19 protein-coding genes are annotated in these 25,911 nt (G+C 33.8%); 6 read left to right on the plus strand and 13 right to left on the minus strand.

The window, feature by feature from the left end; translation table 11 throughout:
* Window positions 1-22: 22 nt before the first annotated feature.
* Entirely contained in the window at window positions 23-1,156 is a 1,134-nt protein-coding gene (locus RCH18_RS02720) for a C1 family peptidase (protein ID WP_326935229.1), read from the minus strand.
* Window positions 1,157-2,487: 1,331 nt separating this feature from the next.
* Between RCH18_RS02720 and RCH18_RS02725 the strand changes: the two genes are divergently transcribed.
* Window positions 2,488-4,596 carry a DEAD/DEAH box helicase family protein gene (locus RCH18_RS02725; protein WP_326935230.1) on the plus strand — a complete coding sequence of 703 codons (2,109 nt, stop codon included), beginning with the start codon at window positions 2,488-2,490 and terminating at the stop codon, window positions 4,594-4,596.
* A gap of 5 nt (window positions 4,597-4,601) precedes the next feature.
* Entirely contained in the window at window positions 4,602-4,775 is a 174-nt protein-coding gene (locus tag RCH18_RS02730; RefSeq protein WP_326935231.1) for a hypothetical protein, read from the plus strand.
* A gap of 355 nt (window positions 4,776-5,130) precedes the next feature.
* On the opposite strand, the gene RCH18_RS02735 is transcribed toward RCH18_RS02730, so the two are convergent.
* Window positions 5,131-6,408, minus strand: coding sequence for an IS1380 family transposase (locus RCH18_RS02735; RefSeq protein WP_326935232.1), 1,278 nt, complete (start codon window positions 6,406-6,408; stop codon window positions 5,131-5,133).
* 67 nt (window positions 6,409-6,475) lie between these two features.
* Window positions 6,476-6,688 carry a hypothetical protein gene (locus RCH18_RS02740; protein ID WP_326935233.1) on the minus strand — a complete coding sequence of 71 codons (213 nt, stop codon included), beginning with the start codon at window positions 6,686-6,688 and terminating at the stop codon, window positions 6,476-6,478.
* Window positions 6,689-6,857: 169 nt separating this feature from the next.
* On the opposite strand from RCH18_RS02740, the gene tnpA reads away from it, so the two are divergent.
* On the plus strand, window positions 6,858-7,319 hold the full coding sequence (gene tnpA / locus RCH18_RS02745; protein ID WP_326935234.1) for an IS200/IS605 family transposase: 462 nt from the start codon (window positions 6,858-6,860) through the stop codon (window positions 7,317-7,319).
* 101 nt (window positions 7,320-7,420) lie between these two features.
* Here tnpA and RCH18_RS02750 read toward each other — a convergent pair whose 3' ends face one another.
* The gene (locus RCH18_RS02750) at window positions 7,421-7,777 is read right to left on the minus strand and encodes a hypothetical protein (RefSeq protein WP_326935235.1); all 357 of its coding nucleotides are present in this window, start codon (window positions 7,775-7,777) and stop codon (window positions 7,421-7,423) included.
* A 195-nt stretch (window positions 7,778-7,972) separates the two neighbouring features.
* Here RCH18_RS02750 and RCH18_RS02755 point away from each other — a divergent pair, with 195 nt between their 5' ends.
* Entirely contained in the window at window positions 7,973-8,155 is a 183-nt protein-coding gene (locus tag RCH18_RS02755) for a hypothetical protein (RefSeq protein WP_326935236.1), read from the plus strand.
* Between the two features lie 83 nt (window positions 8,156-8,238).
* The gene (locus RCH18_RS02760; RefSeq protein ID WP_326935237.1) at window positions 8,239-8,793 is read left to right on the plus strand and encodes an alpha/beta hydrolase; all 555 of its coding nucleotides are present in this window, start codon (window positions 8,239-8,241) and stop codon (window positions 8,791-8,793) included.
* A 285-nt stretch (window positions 8,794-9,078) separates the two neighbouring features.
* Here the strand turns inward: RCH18_RS02760 and RCH18_RS02765 are convergent, their stop codons facing one another.
* Entirely contained in the window at window positions 9,079-11,571 is a 2,493-nt protein-coding gene (locus RCH18_RS02765; protein WP_326935314.1) for an ABC transporter permease, read from the minus strand.
* 44 nt (window positions 11,572-11,615) lie between these two features.
* Window positions 11,616-12,305, minus strand: a complete 690-nt coding sequence (locus RCH18_RS02770; protein ID WP_326935238.1) for an ABC transporter ATP-binding protein — start codon at window positions 12,303-12,305, stop codon at window positions 11,616-11,618.
* Window positions 12,306-12,337: 32 nt separating this feature from the next.
* On the opposite strand from RCH18_RS02770, the gene RCH18_RS02775 reads away from it, so the two are divergent.
* Window positions 12,338-13,075, plus strand: coding sequence for an arylesterase (locus RCH18_RS02775; RefSeq protein ID WP_326935239.1), 738 nt, complete (start codon window positions 12,338-12,340; stop codon window positions 13,073-13,075).
* A gap of 725 nt (window positions 13,076-13,800) precedes the next feature.
* On the opposite strand, the gene RCH18_RS02780 is transcribed toward RCH18_RS02775, so the two are convergent.
* The 7 genes from RCH18_RS02780 to RCH18_RS02810 form a co-directional block, all read right to left on the minus strand.
* Entirely contained in the window at window positions 13,801-13,983 is a 183-nt protein-coding gene (locus tag RCH18_RS02780) for a hypothetical protein (protein ID WP_326935240.1), read from the minus strand.
* A gap of 40 nt (window positions 13,984-14,023) precedes the next feature.
* A complete protein-coding gene (locus tag RCH18_RS02785; RefSeq protein ID WP_326935241.1) occupies window positions 14,024-14,539 on the minus strand; it encodes an IS66 family transposase zinc-finger binding domain-containing protein in 516 nt (171 codons plus the stop codon).
* On the minus strand, window positions 14,475-14,744 hold the full coding sequence (locus RCH18_RS02790; protein WP_326935242.1) for a hypothetical protein: 270 nt from the start codon (window positions 14,742-14,744) through the stop codon (window positions 14,475-14,477). The genes RCH18_RS02785 and RCH18_RS02790 overlap by 65 nt, the downstream gene beginning before the upstream one ends.
* A 554-nt stretch (window positions 14,745-15,298) precedes the next feature.
* Window positions 15,299-18,523 (minus strand): WD40/YVTN/BNR-like repeat-containing protein, encoded by a 3,225-nt coding sequence (locus RCH18_RS02795; RefSeq protein ID WP_326935243.1) that lies wholly within the window; start codon window positions 18,521-18,523, stop codon window positions 15,299-15,301.
* Window positions 18,524-19,063: 540 nt separating this feature from the next.
* Window positions 19,064-19,819, minus strand: a complete 756-nt coding sequence (locus RCH18_RS02800) for a transposase (RefSeq protein WP_326935244.1) — start codon at window positions 19,817-19,819, stop codon at window positions 19,064-19,066.
* A 1,377-nt stretch (window positions 19,820-21,196) separates the two neighbouring features.
* The gene (locus RCH18_RS02805; protein WP_326935245.1) at window positions 21,197-21,583 is read right to left on the minus strand and encodes a hypothetical protein; all 387 of its coding nucleotides are present in this window, start codon (window positions 21,581-21,583) and stop codon (window positions 21,197-21,199) included.
* A gap of 105 nt (window positions 21,584-21,688) precedes the next feature.
* Complete coding sequence (locus RCH18_RS02810; RefSeq protein ID WP_326935246.1) at window positions 21,689-25,528, minus strand: DUF7149 domain-containing protein; 3,840 nt, start codon at window positions 25,526-25,528, stop codon at window positions 21,689-21,691.
* Window positions 25,529-25,911: the final 383 nt, after the last annotated feature.

Here is a 25,911-nt window from a genome sequence, read left to right on the forward strand (position 1 = left end):
TTTTTGTTTAAATTATTTATAATTAGAGTACATATACTTGTTGAATCAAACTGTCTTTTATCACTACGTTAACATTAGAATTAGTAGCTTTTGCAGAGGTTAATTGTGTAAGTATATTGATAAAGGAAGTGTCATTTAAATTCCCTATTTTCTTCCAGCCTTGTCCATTACTGAGAAATACCCAAGCGTTTCTAGTTTCATTAGTAGCCCATAACCCTTGAACTTTAACGCCACTAATATTGTAGTTATTTACTATTCCAGTAGCTCCATACACTGATCCTTCAATGCCACACTGTCCAAAAGCAATTTTAAAGAAACCCGACTCACCAAAATTTGTTCCCCAACTATTTTTACATATCCAGTATCCACCTGCACTATCATACCCCACTATACATACGCAGTGTCCTCCTAGAAGTGTTCCAGATGTATATCTATACACCCCTGATCTATAGTTATAAAAATCTTGATATACGCTATAGCAAGCCTCTACAGGTCCTTTAGTAGCTATATATTCTTTTATAGCTTCAATACCATTAATTTTCGAATATCCTGCTATTTTAGTAAGGCGACTGTCCCAACCTGCTAGTTTTCCAGTGCAGTTTTGATCTCCAGCAGTATATGGATAAAAGGCTTCCTCTGTAACCCCTTGTGACTGAAAAAGTTTCATTGCATTTTCGGGCCACCATCCTCCTTTTGGGTCATTATTATAACCACAATTACGTCCTTCTGATCTTGCATGACAATAAAAAAAATGTGCTTCTGAAAGATCAATCGCATAAGATGCGCCACGCAGCATTTTTATTTGACTTTCTACTGAAGCGATTACTCCAAAAGCTACACAAGAACCACAACTACCTTGACTTTTGACAGGAGTTACAAAATTTCCTCCGTTGTTACGCCAGTCCAGTGCTGCTGGTGCGCCATAAGAATTTGAAAAATTTGCTGCTGATTGTGCTAAATAATTGGATAACGCTGCCTCACATGACCGTTCTTGATCTTGTAAACTCGGAGCACCTGGTGCTGGAGTATAACCAAGCAGAATTACTTTGTCTTCCTCCGATAATTCTGATACACTTGTAGTGCCAGCTTGCCAACCGGCACTTGAACTTGCAATTGCTTCTTGAACTGCTTTAAGCTCTAGTTTCTCTTTTGCCATTTTAAAAACATTTAAGATTTATGCCTACTCTGTGCAGTTTTCGGCAACCCTGAGTCTCATTCTCTTTCTATTGATTTTGGTATATTATAAATTCTAAGTTCGGATACACAATACCTTTCGTAAATAGCAGTCATAGCAATTTTACCTTTAATTAAGGCATATTATTTTTGACGGGTGATTAATTTCAGCATCGCGATTAGTATTAATGTATTCGCATAAATTTTTAACTTTAATGAGCTGCTTTGCTGAAATTGAATAATCCTTTAATTTTTGTTTGTAGGTTTTTTGTCCAAAAGGGCTTTTGGAATTCAGAATATATGGTCGAATTTATAATAAGTGCGCTATTTTATTTTGATTGATTGGGATACTATTCTTTTAATTCAAAACTAGGAGCAAAACACTATTCGTATTAGAGAATCTATTATTGAAGTTTTATTAAATTAAAAACAATAATTTCTCTTTTATTCCAGTTGAACTTAAACGATGTGAAATCACAGGTTTTTAGTTTTAGTTGAACTCCTTGCAATGTATGGTGTCAAGATTTAAAGTCAAATCGAAAACTTTCGATTTGACTTATTGCCATATTATTTGTATTATTAATTGAATTATAATGCTTTAAGAATTTTATTCCTTAAAAAACATTTTTACCTTGAAAAAAGCATTTTATGAATTAGTCAAAATATTTTATTAGTTATAAGAAATAGTTTAAATTATTCTCACATTATTGATAAACTTTATTTGTAAGGTTGTAGGTGCGATTACAAATTTCTCAAGTATTAATAACTTGCAATTAGTAATAAAATTCAAAGCTGCTATAATTATTAAAGGGCAGTTATAATTATATTTTAAGATGGTAATGCTTACTATTTTTTAAGGTTATAAACTGCTTTTAAAAATAATTGTTTATCAGTACTCTAAATCAATGCTAAAATGTAGCAATTAAAACACAACACTTTGATTACTAATCAAATGTAGCCAAAATATTTATTAGTTTACAAAAAGGATCTCACTTTTTTAAGAATTGTTGCAGATTTGCATAATTGTTAAATAAACTAAATATTAATGGCGGTAATACTTAAAATTTATTCAGTTAAAGCAATAATATTCGAGGAATGTTTATAAAAAATGATCAATTAAAAATGTTTTCTATTGAAAACGATTTTTATTGTTGCTGTGTTTTTGTGAAAGGTGGTTTTCTCGTGCGATAATACAATAGCCATAATGTAGGCGAAATAAATTTTACATTTTTTTTAATTTATAAAGTATAGAATTGAATTGTTTTTTATTAATTTTCTTATATTTATCGATTAATATATCTTATCAAATTCTTTATGTCATTTATCGATGTAAAATTACCTGTTACTCTAAAAGTGTCCTCATCTGGAGAAATGATTCCTTTCGAGTTTTTCGGAGAGATTATTCCTATTTCAAAAAAGATACAATTCAAATTAGGTTATTTTAGTTCCTCATCAATTAGTACTTTATCTTATGGCTTTGCACAGTTTATTTATAACGGCGGTACAATTGATTTCTTAATAAATCACTTTGTAAACGAAAATGATTATAAATTAATTAATGATAAATACGTTTTAGAGCCTGACTTTTATAACGCTATTGAGCAGCATATATTAAGCGATTTAGACCGACTAAATGATGTACTTACAAAAAAACAGGTAAATCATTTTTATAATTGCTTACGCTATTTAATTGATAATAATAGAATTGGTGTTATTCCCGTAACTACGAAAAGCGGAGAGATTTCACACTATAAGGAAGCTTTGTTTTGGGATACTGAAGACAACATAATTAATATCGTTGGCAGTTGTAATTTTACTTATAAAGGTATAGTTTGCAATGGCGAAAGCTTTGTTATCAATCGTTCTTGGGGCGAAGCATCCGAACGAGCAAATATCAAAAATGAGACTGTAGATTATGACCAGATTTTTAAAAAAGAATCAAAGGATTTTATTTATTTGAATCCAGAGAAACTTATCAATATTATAAAGCAGAAATCTATTTCACTTGATGAATATCAGCTTTTAGATGAAGAGGTAGAGCTTGTAGAATTAAACGGGGACGCATATACCGAAGAAGAGAATAAAATCAAAAAAGTAAATAAGGCTTTAAAAGAGAAATTCAATAAAACCGTTTCTAAAATTTTTAATGAGCCACGATTTCCTCCTCCATACAAACCTAGAGAGTATCAAAATAAAGCTTATAGTAATTGGGTAAAAAATAATTTTACAGGTGTTTTTGGTATGGCAACCGGAACGGGTAAGACAAAAACTTCGCTTAACTGTGTCCTAAACGAGTATAAAAAAACCAATACTTACTTTGTCGTTATTTTAGTGCCATCAATAGCGTTACTTAATCAATGGGAAGAAGAAGTGTTGTCATTTAATTTTCAAAATAGTATTAAAATAGGTGGCGGAAGCAATTGGGAAAAAGAATTTTCTAATTATGTCAGTAATTTCAATGCTGGTTTAAAAAAGGATCTTGTATTGATTTCAACTTATGCAAGTTTCACTTCGACTAAATTTCAAAAATATTTCAAGAAAGTAGAGCAAGAATTTATTTTGATTGCAGATGAAGCGCATAATATGGGTGCAAAAAATATCAAAGCCGCAATGAACAATTCATTGATAAAAAAACGTATTGGTTTGTCGGCAACACCAAAACGAATTTATGACCCAGAAGGTACAGCATTTATAGATAAATTTTTCAATGATAAAGAGCCTTATACTTACAGCTTCTCAATGAAAGAAGCTATGGATAATGATTTTTTATGCAGCTATAAATACCACCCCGTAATTGTTGAATTAAATGAAGATGAACTAGAAGAATATATCGAAATTTCTAAAAAGCTTTTGAAGTTTTTTGATTTTGAAAAAGGGGAATTTAAAAAAGATCCAATTGTAGAAATATTACTTTTAAAAAGAAAAAGCATCATCCATAAAGCAAACAATAAGATTGAATGTTTTAAAGAAATTTTATTAGAATTAAAACAGATAAACAAACTTAAATATATTTTTACTTATATTCCAGAAGGCTACGTTTACGAAGAAGATGGAACTTCGGAACGAATGCTTAATAAATTTTTAGTAGCGGGACATGAAATCTTACCTAATCTAAAAATAAATTCCTACGTTGGTGGCGGACAAAACTTGAAAGATTTATTAAGAGGTTTTTCCGAAGGGAAAATCGACATGCTTTTTGCTATGAAAATGTTAGATGAAGGTGTTGATGTTCCTCGAGCAGAAGTTGGAATTTTTGCAAGTAGAACAGGTAATCCTAGACAGTTTATTCAGCGAAGAGGTCGATTGTTAAGAAAACACGATGACAAGCCTTATGCTACAATATATGATATGGTTGTAATACCGAGATTAAATGATAACAATGTAGAACTTTATAAAATGGAACGAAATTATATTTTAAATTAATAAAAATGAAAGATCTGAAACAACAAATAATTGACAAAGTAGCCTCTTCATTAAACTACTACAATGTTAGTGATGACGATTTAGCAGAAATGATGGAAGATATTGACTTATCTGACATGAATGAAATTTTGGACGCAATTATCACATTAAATACTTTGTTGTTCCAATGTGAATTGTAGATGTACAGACAACTAAAAATCTTAATGGAAAAGACGTTAAAATTTTTGATTTATAATTAACTAATTAAATAACCTTAAATCCGCAAGCTACAAATTCGTTTAATCTAAATATCCTTTTCGGATTTAAAAATCGATTATTATCCAATTTTTGTTTAAAACAGTCTTTAATTTTAAAAAAAAAGTCTGTAATATAGTTCGTTAATTTATTTGTGCTTGCAATTATTGCGTTTGCGATTTTTTTATTCGTCAACGATGAGCCCGAAAAGAATAAAAAGTCAAAACGCTGTAATTCAAGCTTTTAATTTTAAATACAAAACGTAATTGTGGTAATATTTAGCTTTTTTGAGCCGTATTATCACGTTAGAACTAAATGATATGGCATGTTGGTAAAGAGTTTTAAGGTTTTTTGACCTGATTTTTTTATCCATTTTGATGGTACTACGACAAATCGAAAAATGAACTTCTTTAATCGAAAACTACTTTTTATAAATGTCACTTTTTCAGAAATTTTTTCCACTAAATAGAGATAAAAATTTCTACACATTACCATAATCATCATATAAACAGTGTTCTGATTTAAAAATGAAAAAGGCAAATGCTTCCAGCCAAAATCATTATTTAATTCATCAAATATTTTTTCAGAAGCCCCACGTTGGTTATAAAACTCAATAACTTCTTGCTTTGATAAAGCGGAATCATTAGTAATTATAGCTCTGTAAATGAATGAATCTTGCTGAAAAACATCTACTTGACCTGTATCGTTTGGCTCTCTACTAATTACGTATCGGTATGAGGTTTCTTTTTTAAAAGGTTTATAATTCAAGCTACAAACTTCTACTTTTTTATGATTGATTTCAATAGTTTGCCAAGTAGTTACTGACTTGAGTTGTTGCAGTAAATCTTCGCATTTTTGAGCTCTTATGTAAAATATTTTACAATGTGATGCCACTTTTTCAATAACATTTTGAGTAAATGAGCCACAATCCATTCGTGCTCTTCCAATTTTTATGTTGTTAGTTTTGAGCAATGTAAAAACGTTTTCTAAAGTTTCGTGTTGCTCAAATTTGACATTGGAATTACCATTTCTATTTTCAAAATAAACAGTATTTCTTCCAATTGAAGCAACAGATGGGAAATAGCCGTGAATCATTTTGTACCCTTTCTTTGCATCATATTTTTCAGTGGCAATAAACTGATTATCAAAATCTAAATCATGATATTTATGCTGATTAAACACATTTAATTTCTTTAAAATGCTTAAATTTAATTTATTAAGATTTTCATTTGTTTTGATTTGATTCTCAACTTGAGCCTTTGAATATATGATTTTTGTAGCACTTGCTAGTTCTTGTTGCACTCGCAGAATAGTATCGGGCGAACTAACATTCATGTCAATGGTATTTTGAAGTTCCGTTTTTAAGTGTTCCTGAATATCTTCAGCACAATCGCCACCAGCGAAAGCAATCATCCACATATTTTTCAAAATATCTGAATAAGAATATTGGGCAAATGGGCTTCTATTACCTAATTGGTTGTCAATTATTTGTGCAAAATCAAGTGTTTTAAATTCGTTTGACACAAAATTTAATCCGCCAAAACTGTGGATATTTTCTAAAGAAGTCGTAATTTTCATCCTGTGAGAGATTTTGACTAAATTTAGTCAAAATTTTGGAAAGAAAAAAGTCTTTGAAGCATTGTTTTCACTGACTTTTTCTCTTTCCTAATTCAGTAGCTTGCGGATTTAAGAAATATTTTAAAAGTAAATCATTAAAAACTTGAAAAGTCAATCCTAATAAAAGTTCCATAGGAACGACCCATTTTGTTACCTTGGATTTCAATCCAAAGTAAATTAGAAAACCCAATTCTAATAAAAGTTCCAGAGGAACGGCCGATGTTTTTGCCTTGGATTTCAATCCAAGGGAATGGAAAAGAAGTCCTATAAACAAACCCTTCAATGAAAAAATCTCAATAAAGGAATTCCAATAAATAAAGCTTCAAATTATAAACATCTTATTTTCAACTCTTAAATTACTTCACAATTTTAATTAAATTTGACATAATAAATCTTTAATTAGATAAGTTATGGCAAACACCTACCATCAAGTTTATATCCAATGTGTATTTGCAGTCAAATACCGAAAAGCAGTTTTGCACAAAGATTGGCGAAGCAGTGTTTTTGCAGTTCTTGGTAATTTAATTAACGAGACGGGATGCAAAACTATTATTGTAAATGGAGTGGAGGATCATGTCCACTGTTTTTTAAGTTTAAAACCTACGGTTTCTATTTCTGATTTAATGAAATCGGTAAAGGCAAAATCCTCGAAACGCATCAATGAAACTGGATTGCTGAAAGAGCGGTTTGAATGGCAAGTAGGATACGGCGTATTTTCGTATAGCAAATCTGCGGTGAAAAATGTCTATAATTACATTGCCAATCAAGAGGAACATCACAGAAAGAAATCGTTTAAGGAGGAATATATTGCGTTGTTGGATGAGTTTGAAATTCCGTATGAGGATCGGTATCTTTTTGAGGATTTGATTTGATTTGATAAACCCACTAATAAATTGATGGGGTACAAAATCAGTCGAGCCGCTGGCTCTTTGTTGAGGTTGTATTTTTGATAAACCGCGAATAAATTCACGGGTTAGGAAATTGGTCGAGCCGCTGGCTCTTTGTTGAGGTTGTGTTTTTTTTCTTTCGCGAATAAGTTCACGGGTTGGGAAATTGGTCGAGCCGCTGGCTCTTTGTTGAGGTTGTGGTTTTTCTCTTTCGCGAATAAATTCACGGGTAGGGAAATCAGTCGAGCCGATCGCTCTTTGTTGAGGTTGTATTTTTTCTCCTCCGCGAATAAATTCATGGGTTGGGAAATCGGTCGAGCCGCTGGCTCTTTGTTGAGGTTGTATTTTTTCTCCTCCGTGAATAAATTCACGGGTTGGGAAATCGGTCGAGCCGCTGGCTCTTTGTTGAGGCTGTGTTTTTTTTCTTTCGCGAATAAATTCACGGGTTGGGAAATTGGTCGAGCCGCTGGCTCTTTGGGATAAAATTAGATTTTCTAGCTGCTGCTAATTTTACAATCTCTTCAATAAATGTGCTGTATAAGTTACTTCAAAGCTTAATTCTAAAATTGAAAGATTTAATTCTAAAAAAAAGTTGAGCTTATTTTCCTACTTTTATCATATATTACAATAAAAAACGAATGCGTTATTTACTCCTCCTTTCCGTACTGCTTGCATTTTCAAGTTGCAGCACCAAAAAATTCAAGAACATCACTTATGTAACTTCGGTTCAGAATAAGCCAATGGAACTAAATGTATTTGTTCCTCGAAAAGTAAAAGCGGAGAAGTTGCCTGTTTTAGTATACGTTCACGGTGAAAATTGAACACGGGAAATAAAAACATTTAAGGGTTTTTTGAAAGAAATTTTGCCACGAAAAATGTAATTACGATTATTCCGAGTTATACGTTGAGTCCAGAGGCAAATTATGATCAGATAGCTTCAGAAATTGCAAGTGCGATTAAACGGGTGGAAACCAGTATCAAAAAATACGGTGGAGATCCCGAAAAGCTTTTTGTTACTGGTCATTCTGCGGGAGGACATTTAGTGGCTTTGGCTACCATGAATCCCAAATATGGAGTGGAAAAAAATACCGTTTCGAGAATTATTTTGAATCATGCAGCAGGATTAGACATGAAACATTATTTTGAGCAATTCCCACCCACAAACGAAAATGATTATTTAACTACTTGGACAAATGACCCAAAGGAATGGAAAAATGCTTCGCCTATTTATTTCTTAAACAAAAACACTCCACCATTTCTAATTTATGTGGGAAAGAAAACCTATCAATCCATCAAAGTAGTAAACAATCGTTTTGTCAAAGAATTGCAGCAGTATCAGAAAGACGTAACTCCCATTTTAGTAAACAAGAAGCACATTCCTATGATTTTGCAATATTTTTGGCCTTGGAACGACCGCATTGATGAAACGGTAGATTTTATGAAGAAAACAACGCAGTGATGTAATTATTAGTTGCTTTTACATTGTGAAAAAGAATTTTATTATTCTCAAATAATTTTAAGCATTACGTTTAAAGTAGAAACTACATTGCTATCAACTTCAACTGTAAATGCAAATTTTTAAGCACTTGCAATACTTCTTACAAATAGCCCAAATTTAGAATACAACTATTTTTTGTTTCCAAGTGTAGAATTTAAAAATAGTTTTGCGGTAAAGCAAAAATATCAATCATCCTGTTTTAGAAAAATTTCAAGAAAAACAGGATGATTCACAATTGTCATACTTTTAAACTTCTTTCCGCAATACCTCCAATGGTGGGCTATTTAAAACAGATTTCAAATTGCTTAAGCCAATCAGCACCACTAAAAATGTAATTCCTGGTATGAACACTAAAAACGGAATTAGGGAAGGTATAAATGGTTCTTTAAAAACTAAAAGAGCTAACAATTGACTTCCGATTAAAGATAATAAAACACCAGTTAAACTTCCTAATATTCCTAAATAAATATATTCCAAAGCAGTTATCTGTAAAATTTGTTTGCTTTTTGCACCCAAAGTTCGCAATAGAACGCTTTCCTTGATACGTTGGTATTTGCTATTTCTAACTGAACCGACGAGTACAATTAAGCCTGTTAAAATACTAAATAATGCCATAAAATTAATAATCCACGAAATTTTGTCAAGAATATCTTCTACAATGGTGAACACTTGCCGAAGATCTAAAATGGTCACATTGGGGTATTTTTGTACCAAATCTCGCTGTAAAGCCGCAGAACTTTCTTTGTTGGGTACATAAGTTGTCATTACATTAAATTGAGGGGCATACTCTAAAACGCCAGTCGGGAATAAAATCATGAAATTTATTTGCAAACTCGTCCAATCTACTTTCCGAATACTGCCTACAAAAGTTTCCATTAAAACACCTTGAACATTAAAAACGAGTTTATCACCCAGCTTTAAATTTGCATCTTCAGCCATTTTATCTGAAATAGATATTGGAATGGGTTTTCTAGGTGATGCTTTTCCGATCCATTCGCCTTCGATTAATTCTTCAGTTTCCGATAAAGCATCGCGATAAGTGACTCTAAATTCCCTATTCAAAACCCATTTACGCATGTTAATTGTGCTATCTTGACGGATTTCATTTACCGACCTGCCACGAATACGTTCCATCCGCATCGTTATAATTGGAACGTTAGCAATTACCTCTAAATTTTTACTTTTAAGGGTTTGCAACAGCGCTGTTTCTTGTTCAGCTTGCACATCAAGCAAAATGATATTGGCATCTTTCTTTTTATTTTCGATCGTGGTTTTGGCCAACAAAATATCTTTCGTAAAATATAACGTACTTATTAAAAAAGTACCTAAACCAATAGCCAAAACAAGTACCATGGTTTGGTTATTAGGACGAAATAAGTTAAGTAAACTCTGTCGTTTCGTATAGCCCCAAGAACTTGGAAAATATTTTTTTATCAATTGAATAAATAGATGTGAAATACCCGCCAATATCGCAACAGTGATGAAAATACCACCGGTAAAAATTAATCCATCTACGGCGTCTTTCAGCATCCAAAAAGAAAACAGAAATATAAAAAGTACAATCGTCAAAAAGACTGTAATTCGTGCAAATTTCGGCTTTTGCAAATTGTCTTCAGCACCTCTTAAAACTTCTAATGGCGATACGTACCAAGTGCCTAATAACGGCAATAATGCAAATAAAACCGACATTAAAACACCCAAAGCAACACCCATAATTAAAGGCTGTACGGATATAATTACTTGGACATCAAATGGTAAAAAGTCTTGCAAAATATAAGGGAAAGCGTATTGTAAACCCGTTCCAATGGCGGAACCAATTATTCCACCAACAAAACCAATGCTGATGATTTGCAGTAAATAAATTAAAAAGGCTTGTTTTCTTGAGGCTCCTAAACATTTTAAAACCGCCACACTTTTCAGCTTTTCTTTGATGTAAATGTGTACCGAACTTGCAATACCAATGCATCCGAGTAAAAGCGCAATGAAAGCTACTAAATTTAAAAACCGACTCACATTATCATACCGTTTTCCTAAATTTTCGCTTGTGCTAACATGCGTATCTAAATCGGCATTTTCGGCATTGAGAATAGGATTTAGTTTTTCAGTCAACTTATTTAAATCCATTTCCGGTGCTTTAAAAAAGTACTGGTATTCTTTTCTGCTTCCCAATTGCAACAAATTTGTTTTTTCTAATAAAGAAAAAGGAATTAAAACGGCTGGCGCTACAGACGATGAAATGGCTGTAGTACCCGGAATGGATTGTAAAGCACCAATTATAGGAAGCGTCAATTCGCCAATTGTTATGGAATCGCCGGGATTAAGGTTGAATTGTAATAACAAAGTGGCATCTACTAAAGCTCCTTTTAAACTCTGATAAGTTGCACCAGCTTCTACGGGTTCAGTTGTAATGTTGCCATAAAAAGGGAATTGCCCTTCCATGGCCCGCACTTTTACTAATTTCGTTCCGCCATTTTTAGGAAAAGCAGCCATTGAAGCAAAGTTCACTTCCGAAGCATCAGCTCCTAAAGAGTCTATAATGGTGAGCACTTTTTTAGACGGTTCTTGCTTACTGTCAATAATAAAATCGGCTCCCATTAAGGATTTTGACTGTTTTTGAATGTTTTGCTTTAAGTTTTCACTAAACAATTGAATGGAAACTACCGCTGCAATACCCAAAATGATGGAAGCCATAAAAAGCAGTAAACGGGATAGACTCGCTCTACCGTCCCTCCAAGCCATTTTTAAAAGCCACTGAAAATTCAATTTTGAATTAATATTGCTCATTAAATAGTTGTTGTTTTTTCGTTTGAAATAATCTTCCCACCTTTTAATCGTAGAATTCGTTGCGTACGATTTGCTAAATCTAAATCATGCGTAATAATAATTAAAGTGGTGCCGGCTTCTTTATTTAACTCAAAAAGTAACTGAATAACTTTTTCACCAGTTTCTTCATCTAAATTCCCTGTAGGTTCATCTGCAAATAAAATAGAGGGTTTATTAGAAAACGCTCTTGCCAATGCCACTCGTTGCTGTTCACCTCCAGATAATTGCGAAGGATAATGATGCAAACGATCGCCTAAGCCTACTTTTTCTAATAAAGCGATACCAAACTTTGCCGCATTTTTTTCACCTTGTAATTCTAAAGGGACAATTACGTTTTCCAGAGCTGTTAAGGTTGGCAACAGTTGAAAATTCTGAAAAATAAAACCCACTTCTTTGTTTCGCAAGGCAGCGCGTTCATCTTCATTTAAAGCTTGTAAAGGTGTTCCGCAAAGTTCAATAGTTCCAGAAGTTGGATAATCCAAACCCGCACAAAGTCCTAATAATGTTGTTTTTCCGCTTCCTGACGGTCCAACAATGGAGAAGATAGAACCTTTTTCGACTTCAAATGAGATATTGCTAATTACTGTTAATTTTTTAGAACCACTCGTATAAGTTTTCTCTAAATCATTAATCTTTAATATATTTGACATTATTTTTATTTAATTTTTTTTATAATATGCTGATGCTGAAAAATAGACAATTGCTACTAAATACTGTCACTCGAAATCTAAAGGTTTTCATAAAGTTTTCTCACTTTGCTATACTGATTTTGTTCGTTGCTTGTAAATCTGATAACGCTAACAAAGGAAGCAATTCAGAAACAAAGTCACCTGAAACAGAAACGGAACAAGCTCAAACTAATAGTTCTAAAAAAATTCTTTTTTTTGGTGATAGTTTAAGCGCAGGCTATGGATTAGAAGATGTGAACGACGCTTTTCCTGGAATAATTCAAGATAAAATAGACGCATTGCAATTAGATTATACTGTTGTTAATTCGGGTGTAAGTGGCGAAACAACGTCGGGTGGCAAAAACAGAATTGAATGGGTTTTAAATGAAGAACCAGCTATTTTTATTTTGGAATTAGGTGCAAATGATGGTTTAAGAGGAGTGCCGTTGCAACAAACAAAAGAGAATTTGCAATATATTATTGATGCGGTAAAGACAAAATATCCATCAACAAAAATTATTTTAGCGGGTATGCAACTTCCACCGAATATGGGACAAACGTATTCAACAGAATTTCAGGACTTATTTCCTTCATTGGCTGAAAAGAATGATGTATATTTAATTCCTTTTCTATTGGAAAATGTTGGCGGTGTAGCTGCTTTGAATCAATCTGATGGTATTCATCCCACAAAAGAAGGCCATGAAATACTGGCCACAAATGTTTGGAATGTTTTAAAACCAATCATAAAATAAATAGAATTATGTCGGTGGTTCCAATTTTTTAAGGGCAAAGTTTAAACTATTATTTGTCAATTTATCAGAATTAAAGGTACTGCATTGTAAAAGAAAAATTTAGCCAAAATGATGCTTCGCGGCAAATTCTAGCTCAATTTTCTATTTACTTTCTCTAGTATTTTTCTTTATTAAAAAGTTAAAACTGTGATTGTCTTCCGTCTAATTTATATTTTGTAACTATTGTGTTCCCTTCAAAGCTGTGAGCAAAAGTGCGTGAAAAACATTTTTTTAGATTTGATAGTGGTATTAATTATAGATCTTATGATTGCAAAAGCATCGGCTCCAGATGTAGATTTAAGCTGTCCTGATATTTTTGTTTCACTATTATGTTTGCTGCGCCAGTTTGAGCATAGCTCTGGGGTCTGATTGCTCTTTATGATCCATTATTATCGGGTGGTATTTCTGGATGATCTAGAAAAAGAAGTATTTCTTGTTGATGAATAAGGAGTTGTTTTTGTAAAGTAATTGCTTTTTTATGTGGCTCTGGAATTATTGTTTTGAGTAGTTCATCCAGTTTGTTTTCTATATTTTTGCGTTCTATATTTTGGGCATTATATTATCTGAGAGTAATTTATTTTTTAACTTTAAAGCTTGATAGAGTTTAATCTTAACCGATTTTGCCACTCACTTTTGTATAATTCCTCAATGTAATTGAGATCTCGCAGTAAGTGGGCTATACAAATTTAATGTCCTTTAGCTTTACATTTAAAACGTGCCGCATAGCGGTCGTGACCTAAAAATGTATTTGGAAGACCATTCTGAAATTCATTTTCAATGGTTTTAAATCCTTTATTATCAGTGATAGTAATGTAGGTAAAACGTGAATTTTGCCAGCACCACCGCCAATATTTTGCGCCATTTACCACAACTCCTGTTTGTTCATGTTTTATTTTGTTTCATTCGTTTTCACAAATGCTTAAGCATTTGATCTGTTCCAACACAAGCACCGCACTGAATACCGTGTTTAATCATTAAATATAAAGGAGTTGATTTTTGAGCAAATCGTTGTAAAATGTGTGCTATTCCACCTTCAGAAATAGATAGATTCATCACATCCGAAAAAAATTCTTGCATCCTTGGAAAAGGAACATACTGACCTGTGCTCAAATAAGCGATTGTAGCTTTAATATTAGGTCCATATTGAATTTTTAAAGGCATATTTTGTGGAAATTTCTCTTTGTTCACGCAACCACAAGTACAGGTTTTACTAAAAATTTGATGTTCAATTCGCACGGGTTTAATGGGTGGAATATCAATTATCTGGTGTTTATCTAAGAGTGCTTTTTCAGCACTTACTAAGGTTTTACCACAAGAATTGCAATAATCAGGTAGGTGTTGTACCACTTGGTCAACCTGACTAATATCGTATGAAAAATCCAACGTTTTTCCCAGATGTCCCAGTTGACCTGCTGGTTTTTTCACCTGTTTTCTCACGTAAGGATTGATTGGTTTTGATACGATTTTCATCCTTGGATGGCGCAATATGGTTGTTAGTACTGTTTTTTTTACTTTTATAAACGGCAAGTTCAAGTTCAAGTTGCTCAACCCTTTTTAAAAGCTGCTCAATCTGCACAGCTTGTTTTGCTATGATTTCTAAAAGGGATTCTATGCTAGGTTGAGTTGTCAAAAAAGATATTTTATTTTTTACAAATTTCAGTTGTAAAACATATAAAACAAGGCAAATAGACCCAGTAAGTATTAACAATCAAAACAGACTTACAACCAAAATATTGAAAACCAGAGAGATTTTTTATAATCCATTTTTAAAATTAATAATAACCTACTTATTTTTAAGAATTTCACAACCGAATAGTTGCTAAAATTCAATATCAGACTCTAATGCAGGGATTTGATTAGAATGAATTAGGGTACAATGCTAAATTTTCTTTTGAACCTTTAATTGGGGAAATTTATCATTTGCGTGGAGATGCTGAGTGAGTAAATATTTTTTTGTTGATAGGGACACAATAAAGGTTTAAGGAACACAAAGGCACTTAAACTCAATAGGGATGAAATATGTATTCTTGTTCGTGCGAATGATTCTAATTTTTACTAAAATCAAATAATGGCAATGTAATAATGCAACTCACAGGAAAGGGTATTGTTAACTTTTTTTTAAAGGGCAGAAAAATCTATATTTTCTACCCTTTTTTTTGTTGTGGAAACTTGAAAAATCAAGTTTTATTTATTGTACTTCTTTTCTAAGATAATAGCCGGAATTTGCTGTTTCATGACAAAAGCATTAAACTCCTTAACATCTTTATCAATAATGTCTTTTATTTTTTTGATTTCCGCATCTATTTTCATTGCTAAATCTTCATAAACAACGTAAGCATTTCGTGTTGGTTTTGACTCTGATGAGGAAATATTAGATCCTAATCCAGCCATTTTATCATTTAATTGAATTGGATACGCTAATACGTCTTGTGGCGCTTTAGCTTTAGGCTGCATTAATGTTGCTTCTACTTTATCTAGATTTTCCAAAGTCAGTTTTGTCATTTTTTTTATTTCATTCACGACAATAGTATCTTTCACTGCAGCGATATAGTCATTAATTTGCGTGCGGATTTTTCGGATTTGGTTAATAGCGATATGCGCTTCATTTACCTTTTTGTTCGCTTTTTGATGTAAATCAAATTGCTCTTTTAAATCAGCATCACTAACAGTAACTCTTGGGTCTAGTTTTATTTCAATTGGTGATGCTGCAATAATTGTCTTGTCTTCAATTAATCTAACGATATAATTCCCTGGAACCACTTTGGCACCCTCGCCAGATCCTGCCCACATTATATTGGTTCCTTCAACAGCGGTTGCATTTGGGTACCGCATGTTCCACACAAATGTGTTCATACCAGCTTTTGCAGTGATAAAACCGGGCTGCTCTTTTTTAGTATCTTGAAAAAATTCTTTGGCGATTTTCATTGGCTCTCCTTTCAAATTTTTTGTAGAAGAGTAGGTAATAATCGTATCTCCTTGTTGTGTCAAGAACTGTAATTTTATCTCTGTGGAAGGTTTCTTTTTGAAATAATAGCGTACAATTGCTCCATTAGGTGCATTGGTTCCCGTATTCGTGTCTTCACTTTGCCCGCCTTTCATTCTATAAGCGGCGCGAGGCTTGAAAAGGTGTTTGTCCTCTTTAATAGTTTTGTCTTTTATTTCATAAAGTGGCGTTATGTCATCCAGTATCCAAAAGGCTCGGCCGTGAGTAGCTACAATTAAATCCTTTTCTCTTTTTTGAATTTGTAAATCACGAATAGGAGTAATTGGAAGATTTAGGTTTAGCTTTTGCCAAGAATCTCCATCATTAAAAGACACATATACTCCTCTCTCGGTTCCAGCAAACAATAATCCAGCCTTATTGGGGTCTTCGCGCAGTACTCTACAATATTCATCAGATGGGATCCCATTGGTTATTTTGGTCCAATTTTTCCCATAATCGACTGTTTTAAACATGTACGGTGTGCGATCACCATACATATATTTATTGGCAGTTAAATAGGCTTTCCCTTTTTCATGTTCCGAAGTATGAATCATACTGATTAATGAAAACTCAGGCAGTACTGACTTTGGCAGCGATATATTCTCCCATTTTCCTCCATCATTTTTCGTAATATGCACCAAACCGTCATCAGAACCTGTCCAGATAACGCCTTTCTCCAAAGGGGATTCTGAGAGTGTAAATATAGTGGCATAAACTTCGGCTCCAGTTTGATCTTTAGTTATTGGCCCACCAGTTTCGCCTGTAGTTTTTGGATCATTTCTAGATAAATCAGGACTAATAATCTCAAACGAATTTCCTTGGTCTTCCGTTACATGTACTACTTGAGAAGTAACGTACATTCTTTTTGGATTATGAGGAGAGAAAACAATTGGGTACGTCCATTGAAAACGATATTTTTTTGCATTTGATGGGGCTCCTATGTTTGATTCTGGGTAAGGAGAGATGTCTTTGCTTTGTCCCGTTTTTTTGTTATGAGAGCTTAACTGGCCATCATATTCGCCTCCATAAGTAATATCAGCGTTGTTAGGGTCAGCTTGAATGTAGCCTGCTTCTCCACCTGCAACTGCATACCATGATTCCGTGCCTATACTATTACCACTTGTTCTTGAAGCAATGCGTATCGAAGAATTATCTTGTTGCGCGCCATAAATATTATAGGGGAATTCATTGTCAACTGATACGTGATAAAATTGCGCGGTTGGCGTGTCTATTTCCGTGAATGTTTCTCCTCCGTTGAAGGTAACTTCTCCTCCGCCATCATCACCTATAATAAAGTTATCTGGATTTTTAGGGTTTATCCACACATCATGCGTATCTCCGTGTCGCACATTTATTTTTTTAAAGCTTTTCCCTCCATCAAAAGTTTTCCAAGCATTAACATTTAATACAATCAAACCATTTTCATTTTTGGGATCGGTTTGTAAATTCATATAATACCATGGGCGTTGCCAAAGATTTTTATCTTCATTAATTAATTCCCAATGTTCACCGGCATCATCAGAACGATAAAGACCTCCTTTTGTATTTTCAATTAAAGCATACAAACGATTAGAATTTACTGGAGAGACCGCGATACCCATTTTCCCAAGCATTCCAACAGGCATTCCTGGTTTTTCGTTTAGGGATTTCCAATTGTCACCGCCATCAATAGATTTATACATTCCAGAACCTTTTCCACCGGATGACATAGAATGCCCATTACGGTATCCTTCCCACAGCGTTGCATACACTATTCGTGGATTGCTGGGATCAATACGAACACACATTGCGCCTGTATTCTCATCTTTAGACAATACTAATTGCCATGATTTGCCACCATCTTTACTGCGATAAACGCCTCGTTCAGGATTAGACTTAAAAGGATTACCCATTGCTGCTGCAAAAACGATATTTGCATCTGTGGGATGCACTTCTATATTCGCTATGGCATCTGCTTTTTCTAGTCCTATTTTAGACCATGTTTTTCCTGCATTTACGGATTTATACATTCCATCACCAAAAGAAATATTAGAACGCATATCGGCTTCACCCATACCTACATAAACTACATTGGCATCAGATGGCGCTACTGTAATTGCGCCAACCGCTGACGATTTGAAGATGCTATCAGAAATAGGAAGCCAATCATTTCCACCATCAATAGTTTTCCAAACTCCGCCACCTGTCGAACCAAAATAATACGTCAACGGATGGTCTGCATGTCCTGCTACTGCTAGGGATCTTCCCGATCGAAAGGGACCAATATTTCTCCATTTAAGAGCATTGAAGACATTATCAGAAACAAAAGGTGCTGCTGTTTTATTCTTAACATTCTTTTTTTGTGCATGTCCTATGGCAGTGGAAAGCGTTATGAAAAATACAAGAAAGACACTAAATCGAATTTTTTTAATAAAAGGTTGGTTCATATTGTTTTGGTTAAGTGGTAATTAGTTAATAGCGTTAAAATAAGTGTTGAAAACGAGAATTATTCCATAATAATTGTTTTATAAATAGGTTATTTGAGTTTTCGATTATAAATATATAAAATTTAAAAGCTTTTACAAAAAATGTCCTTGTTTGGAAAGCATCTATTTAGTGAAAGATTAAATATGTGATTTAATTTAGTACTACTTAGGGTTAAATAATTATATGTAGAAAACATCAATTTTAATACAAGTGATTAAATAGTGTAGATAATTTCTATGGAAAAAAAGTACGTTTTAGCGATTTTTAAAAAGACATTACATTGCTGTAAAGTCTTTTTAAAAAGCTCCTCTCGATAGATTCTGTGTTAATTTGCTAATAAAATATCTAATTTATTTTTGGAAAATGATTTTAAGTAAATCCTTTAGATTAGTGTTTTTGCTTTAATAATCTAATGTCTTTTATTTTGGATTTATTGCATGTAATTCATTTTCTTTTTAATTTTGCATTTAAAGCGGTCAAGAACCAGCTTGTATAGCGTGTTATGCCATTTGTGCTGGGACGCTATTTTTTTGATCAATTCGCTTGGCTTCGTATTCTTTCTCATAAAAACATTTATTCTTAAATATGCTGTAGGTCATTTCTAAAAGCTTTCGCTGAACTGCTATCAATCCTTTCATTTTAATTCCATTTTTTGAGACAATTCTTGCGTATAAATCTCTAAAATTATCATCCCATCTTACAGCGGTTAATCCTGGCAAATGCATTGCTTTACGCAAATGTCTATTTCCACTTTTTGATATACGTGGCTTTCCTTTCACTAATGTTCCAGACTGCTTTTCTTCAACATCTAATGCTGCATAACTTGTCAATTGTCTTTTATTTCGGATGAGTTCAAAACCATTGGTTTCTGCTAAAATAATAACGGCTGGCAATTCATCAATTCCTGGTATAGTGCAAATGTTTTCTATTTCTTGTTTTAAATAGGCATCTGTACTAATCCAATTTCCTATCTCTTTTTTTATTTCTTTTTCCTGCCCATTCAAGAACTTTATCCGGGTATTAATTCCTGACAAGCTACTCTCATTAGGTTCAGTTTCTGATTTTTCTGCGTGTAGATGATTTTTTACCATCGTTCTTTCAAATACTATTTGATCTCTTTCACGTGTTAGTTGTTGCAAATTGCTGTAAATAGACTTTGGACGATGCCATAAATCTAACTTTCTTTCTAGTCCAAATTGCGCAATTGCTACAGAACAAGTTTTGTCAGTTACAGTTTTATTGTCTAAAGTACGCATGTGTGCCAATAAGAATTTTCAATTTGTGTTTATAGCACAGTAATCTATTTTGTCTATCATATTTAGGAGTTTTACTGCTAAAACTTTTGGCATATTTTATTACTTCAGAAAAATTAGATTTTTGATATTCAATCCATTATGAGAAAGGGGTAATTTGAATATTTTTGAATAAGCGTTAACTAAATCAGTTTAAAACTGAAAAACACATCCTCAAAGTTGGAAACTTTGAGGAGCGGAGGCGGAGGTAGGAATAATTCGTAAAACCCCCAAACTACCTTTATCTAAATCAGTTTAAAACTGAAAAAATATCCTGAAAGTTACAAACTTTGCGGAGCTAAAATAATTCGTAAAACCTTCAAACCACCTTTAACTAAATCAGTTTAAAACTGATAAACACGTCCTCAAAGTTGGAAATTTTGCGGAGCGGAGGCGGAGGTAGGAATAATTCGTAAAACCCCCAAACTACCTTTATCTAAATCAGTTCAAAACTAAAAAAATATCCTTAAAGTTACAAACTTTGCGGAGCTAGAAATAATTTGTAAAACCCCCTAACTAGCTTTAACTAAATCAGTTTAAAACTGAAAAATACATTTTCAAAGTTGGAAACTTTATCGCGCGGGACTTTGTCATTCTGACGAAGGAAGAATCTCAGTTTGTTGCTCTACGCCGTTGAGCATATTTCGCCTATTCAGATAAATCCTCGAATCCTGCTAAGTCGGAATGACAAGAACAGCAACTTTATTTGATTAGCATCTTTTATCGTAAGTAACATCAGATTAAAACTGAAAACACATCTTCGGAGCTGGGGTAATTTTGCGGAGCAAGGTTCTAAAATTGAAGTGCATAATCAGGAATGTTAGCGGGCACGGATTACAAATCCGCGCTATCAGGTATAACAGGCTTTTACTGCTCCAACTCTGTCATTCTGACGAAGGAAGAATCTCAGTTTGTTGCTCTACGCCGTTGAACATAATTGGCCAATTCAGATAAATCCTCGAATCCTCCTGAGCGGGAATGATAAGGATATCATCTTTATTTGATTAGCATCTTTTATCGTAAGAAACATCAGTTTAAAACTGAAAACACATCTTCGGAGCTGGAGTAATTTTGCGGAGCAAGGTTCTAAAATTGAAGTGCATAATCAGGAATGTTAGCGGGCACGGATTACAAATCCGCGCTAGCGGGTATCGGGATTAGGCAGTAAGATTTGCTTTTATATGATTGGGCACGGATTGAAAATCCGCGCTATCGGGTGCTATATGATTGAAAATCATAGTTATCGGAAATAATTTAGGCGTTAAGTGTTATTTTTATGGGATTGGGCACGGATTGAAAATCCGCGCTATCGGGATTTATAAACGGTGTTGTAAAACGTTTTTATTCCCATTTCACATTTAGTTTTTCTAATTCAGAATTTAAATTAGATAATTCCACTGGCTCTATAATAGTTATATCAATTTTTAGTTTTTTAATTCCAGTTTTGAGTATATAATCTCCAGCGTATTTTTCAATCGTAAGTATTTCATATAAGTTAATTTCTCTACCGAAAATGTTATTGACTTTTATCTTGTCATCTTCAATTGTAAGGTATTTTTTTTGTTTCTGATAAAAATATTTTGCGATGAAACTAGCTGGTACCAATATTCCGATAATCATTTTCCAATTCTCTTCACTATTCAAAGCAACCGTAAATAAAGTTATAGTGAAAAGTAAAGCATATATGAGGTTTAAATTCAAGTATTTCTTTTTATAGGCTATGGTCATTTTCTTAAATGTTTTACAACTACCAAATATACGCAAGAATATATATAGCTTATTCATTCCTTTTAATATCCGAAAACATTTTTTAGTTGCCCTCACCTCAGCCCCCTAACTCCCCTCAACAACCCCAATTTCCCCCTCACTCAAACCATATAATTCATACACCATCAAATCAATTTCTCGTTCTAAAACCGATGTGTCAGCCGAAGCGTCGGCTTGCTTTAGGGTTAAAATTTGGTCTACTATTGATGCTATTTGTTTTTGAATCAACTCTGATGGTTTTATTATTGGCATATTTATCAAGGGCTCCTTATCAAGTTGAAAATTATTTCCTTGCATTTTTCCTTTGTTTCGCAACCAAAATTCCAGCAGTCTTGAATTTAGTAATCCTGTTAAATACTTCTGATTTAGTCTATCAGTCTTAATTACATAAAAAGTAGCTGAAACATACGAGTCAAAATTTGTGTAAGTAAAAACTGGTTTTCCAGCACATTTACGTAATGTGATAATTTTCTCGCCTTTAAAAAATCGCTCAACTCTAGTACGGTGTAATCCATACGGTTGATTATCCGATGTAATTATAGTTCTAAATTGGTCTAAATGCTTTTTTATATTAGGATATGGTTTAATCTCGTCTGCATTTTTAAACTTTGACGATGTATAGATTATCCATAGTTTATTTTCGTTTGTTCCGTGATATCTTCGAAATTGTTCACTTGTAAAGTAAGGTCTAATTAATTTCTTTTCATCATCATTAAGGTTAAGGCTTTGCTTTTCAATTTCACTCAAAGCAAAAACTCCATCTCCAACCTTGAAATTTACTAATTTTTCGTTGGATGCTTTGTTTAAAAAATCTTGTGGGAATACTATACCTTGAGCAACCTCTAATTTTTCATCTAACGTAAAATTGCTTTTTGAAAGTATTTTATCTAAAATCACATCATCAGTTCCACTATTGAAAGTAAAGGATTTCTCCATTAAATTTTGTTTTACTATTGTTGGCGCTAATAACTGGATATTTTCAGATTTATAGTTTTCGATTATATCGATGGCATCTTCATATAGTGGTTTAGCGTAATTTATTTTTCGATAATCAAATGTGTAATTATTAGCTTTATTTTTTTCAAATAGCATAATCATAGTTTGAATACTCGCGGTATCAAAAACCATATAATTAGCAAAATCAATGAGTTGAATAAACTTGGCATTTTCTAACATATAATTCCTCATTTTGCTTGCTCCGGAATTAGTAACCCAGTTATTAGGTGCAATAAAATTTAACAAACCATTTTGATTAAGAATTTTTATTCCATCAGCCATAAACATATACCAAATGTCCATTTTACCTTGGTAAACTTGATTATTTCGTAACCCGTCAAATATTTCTTTTCCTTCATATTCTTTGATATAAGGCGGATTCCCAATCACCACATCAAAACCCACAAAATCCCCAGCATCATTCAAGACTTCGGGAAACTCAAAGCGCCATTCAAAAGCATTTTCATAAATAGCGTTGTTCTTGATTTCCTCAATATCTGTTTCTAGTTTTTTAACATCGCCCGCTAGCGTATTTACCGCCTTATTCCATGCGGTTTGCTCTTTCTTGCTGCGGTCAAAAAGGCCTACTTGCTGGGTATAATTAAAGAGTTCGCCTTTCTTTTTTTCTAAACTTAATTTCTTAGGGTCGTTAATCCCTATTTCACTTCTAAAATTGCCTTTGATATCCGCAATCAAGCGTTCCATGTCTTTTTTCTGTTCCTTGCTTTCGGCATTTCTATAGGTATCCACGGCAAGTTTATAACTTTCAATGTTCCATTTGCTTTGCTTCAAGGCTTTCTTTAAATCAGCGTCCAACCCAAATCGTGCAATCAAGGAATTCCCGCATTTAATGTTGATGTCAATGTTGGGTAACGTTTCCAACGTAGGGACAAGTCGCGACTTGTCCCTACTTGTGTAATAGGCATTTTTCAAAAGTTCAATCCACAATCTTAATCTACATATCTTAACCGAATTCGGGTTGATGTCCACACCAAACAAGCAGTTTTCAATAATGGTTTGCTTTTCATAAAACAAGGTTTCTTGCACCCGCTGGCTTTCGGCACTTTTGGGATTGTAGGTAAATGGCACGCCATCGTCATCAGTTATAATCAACTCATCGTTTACAATATCCATTTGGTATTCCTTTAAACGCTTGCCTTTTCTATCCAGCAAAATACCCAAATCCTGCTTGATGCTGATAATTTCATTCAATGCCGAAACCAGAAAGTGTCCCGATCCCACGGCTGGATCGCATATTTTTAAGCTGTTGATGATGTCGTTTGCTCCTTGCAAGTCGGTTATGCTGTTGTACAAGTCGTTGAACGTTTCAATTGTAGAGAAGTTTTCGCCCGCTTTGGTTGGGTTAGGTGCCGATTTGAACTTTTGCACCACGGCACGCCTAATGGTTTCTTTACACATGTACATCGTAATGAAACTGGGTGTGTAAAACGAACCGTCTTTATAGCCATTGATTTTTTCAAAAATCAGTCCTAGCACTGAGGCGTTAATCAAGGTTTTATTGTCCTCCTGAATTTCCTCGCTTCCTTCACTGGCAAAATCGTAGGCGTCTAAAAAGTCAAAAAAGTAATCCAAGGCATTTATTTCGCCTTTGTGTTTCTTTCCGTTGCCGTCTTTAATCACCGTTCCCGATATAAAAGGAAGCGGAATACTATCTTCTAATCCGGCAATAAATAAGGTATCGTGTTCTAAATCTGTAGGTTCAAAAAGCGAACTGTTCAGGTACGGCACTTTGGCAAACACCTCCTTGACCCGATCGTTTCTATCTTCGGGTTTCTTGGCAAGCACCATAAAAAACAGCGCGTTGAGGTTGTCATAATCGTGCAATACTTCTTTGTGCAAAAACGCATAACTCCGGTCGCCTTTGTGGTAACTGATGAGTTGGGCTTCCAAGAGTTTTAAAAACAAGATGCGGTTGACCCACGTAATGCAAAGTTCTAAACCTACGGTAAAAAGGCGTTCTTCATAAGTAACGCCATATTGTTTTGGGTTGGGAAGTCGGGATATTTTATCCAAACTATCCAACTGATTGATGGCATTTTCTAGTAGAGAACCGCTGTTTCGTTCGCCTACTTTAGGACGCTGAATGAGTTTTTTGCCGCCTTCTTTGGTTTCGGTCAAGCCAATGAGATGCAGGAGTTCATTATAGAAATTCTTGTCCAAAGAATTGCTGTCGTTCGCAAAAGACAGTTTCAAAAGATGTTCCGGCGAAAGTAATTTGTACAAAACAATCAACTTGGCGTCGTCTTCTTTATCGGCATTCCGCAGAATCGTATCGTAAGTAGCCAAATCAAAATAGGTATATTCTATTTTATCAACAACCGAAGCGATGTGAGGTTTGGCAATTTCTCTGTAGAAAAAATCCGTGGTATTACCCGATAATTTTCCCTCTTCAAAGTCTTGAAATTGCTTGACAAAGGTTTTGTTTTGTGCAAAAAGCTTATCAAAAATTTGTGCGTCAAAAAGAAACCATTCGTTGAGGTTGGTTGCCACAAGATGTTTGACTTCCAGGTTTTTGTGCGTGATGCGTTCCCGCAAAAAGTACAAAACCAATTCTTGCAAGGCTTTACTATTTAAACTTTTCTCCGAAATCATTTCGGCTTTGTTGGTCGGACTTTTGGCTTCAATAATCACGCCCACATTACTTTTAGCTTCCGAACTGGTGTGGATCACCAAATCATTTCGGCCTTTAGTATTGATAAAATAATTCGGCGAATAATAGGTATTTTTGAGAAAATCGGAAATCAAATTCTTATGAAACTCCTCGGATTCATTGGCTTTGCTAGAATCTAAAAGAAGGATGAGCTTTGATTTAAACAATTCGATGCCATTGCGGTCCGGTCTAATTTTAAGAAAGGCTTTGTTGAGCGCTTTACGAGGTTTGATGAGCATAGAGCTGTGGGTGTTGAGAATAACCAAACGTACCAAAAATAAACGAATTGGACAAGACGGATTTACAGGTTATACTTTTATTGTGCAATTAAATTCAGCACGAATTTCGAATTACGAATTTCGAATTACGAATTACAAATTACGAATTACGAATTACGAATTACGAATTACGTGTATTGTGTTTTTTTATGTCAAATCGAGCCCTTCGTCTGCGCTCAGGACAGGCTTTTAGTCGAGATTATATAGGACTTGTCAAAAGGGTTTCGACTCCGCTCAACCAGACAAAAATCAATAGCCTATTGCGGCATATTCAAAAATGAAGTGGTGTTATTCTTAACCTAATGTTAGGACGTAAGATGTATGAAATACGAGTTACAAATTTC

Source organism: Flavobacterium sp. PL11, assembly GCF_035985025.1.
Lineage (GTDB): Bacteria > Bacteroidota > Bacteroidia > Flavobacteriales > Flavobacteriaceae > Flavobacterium.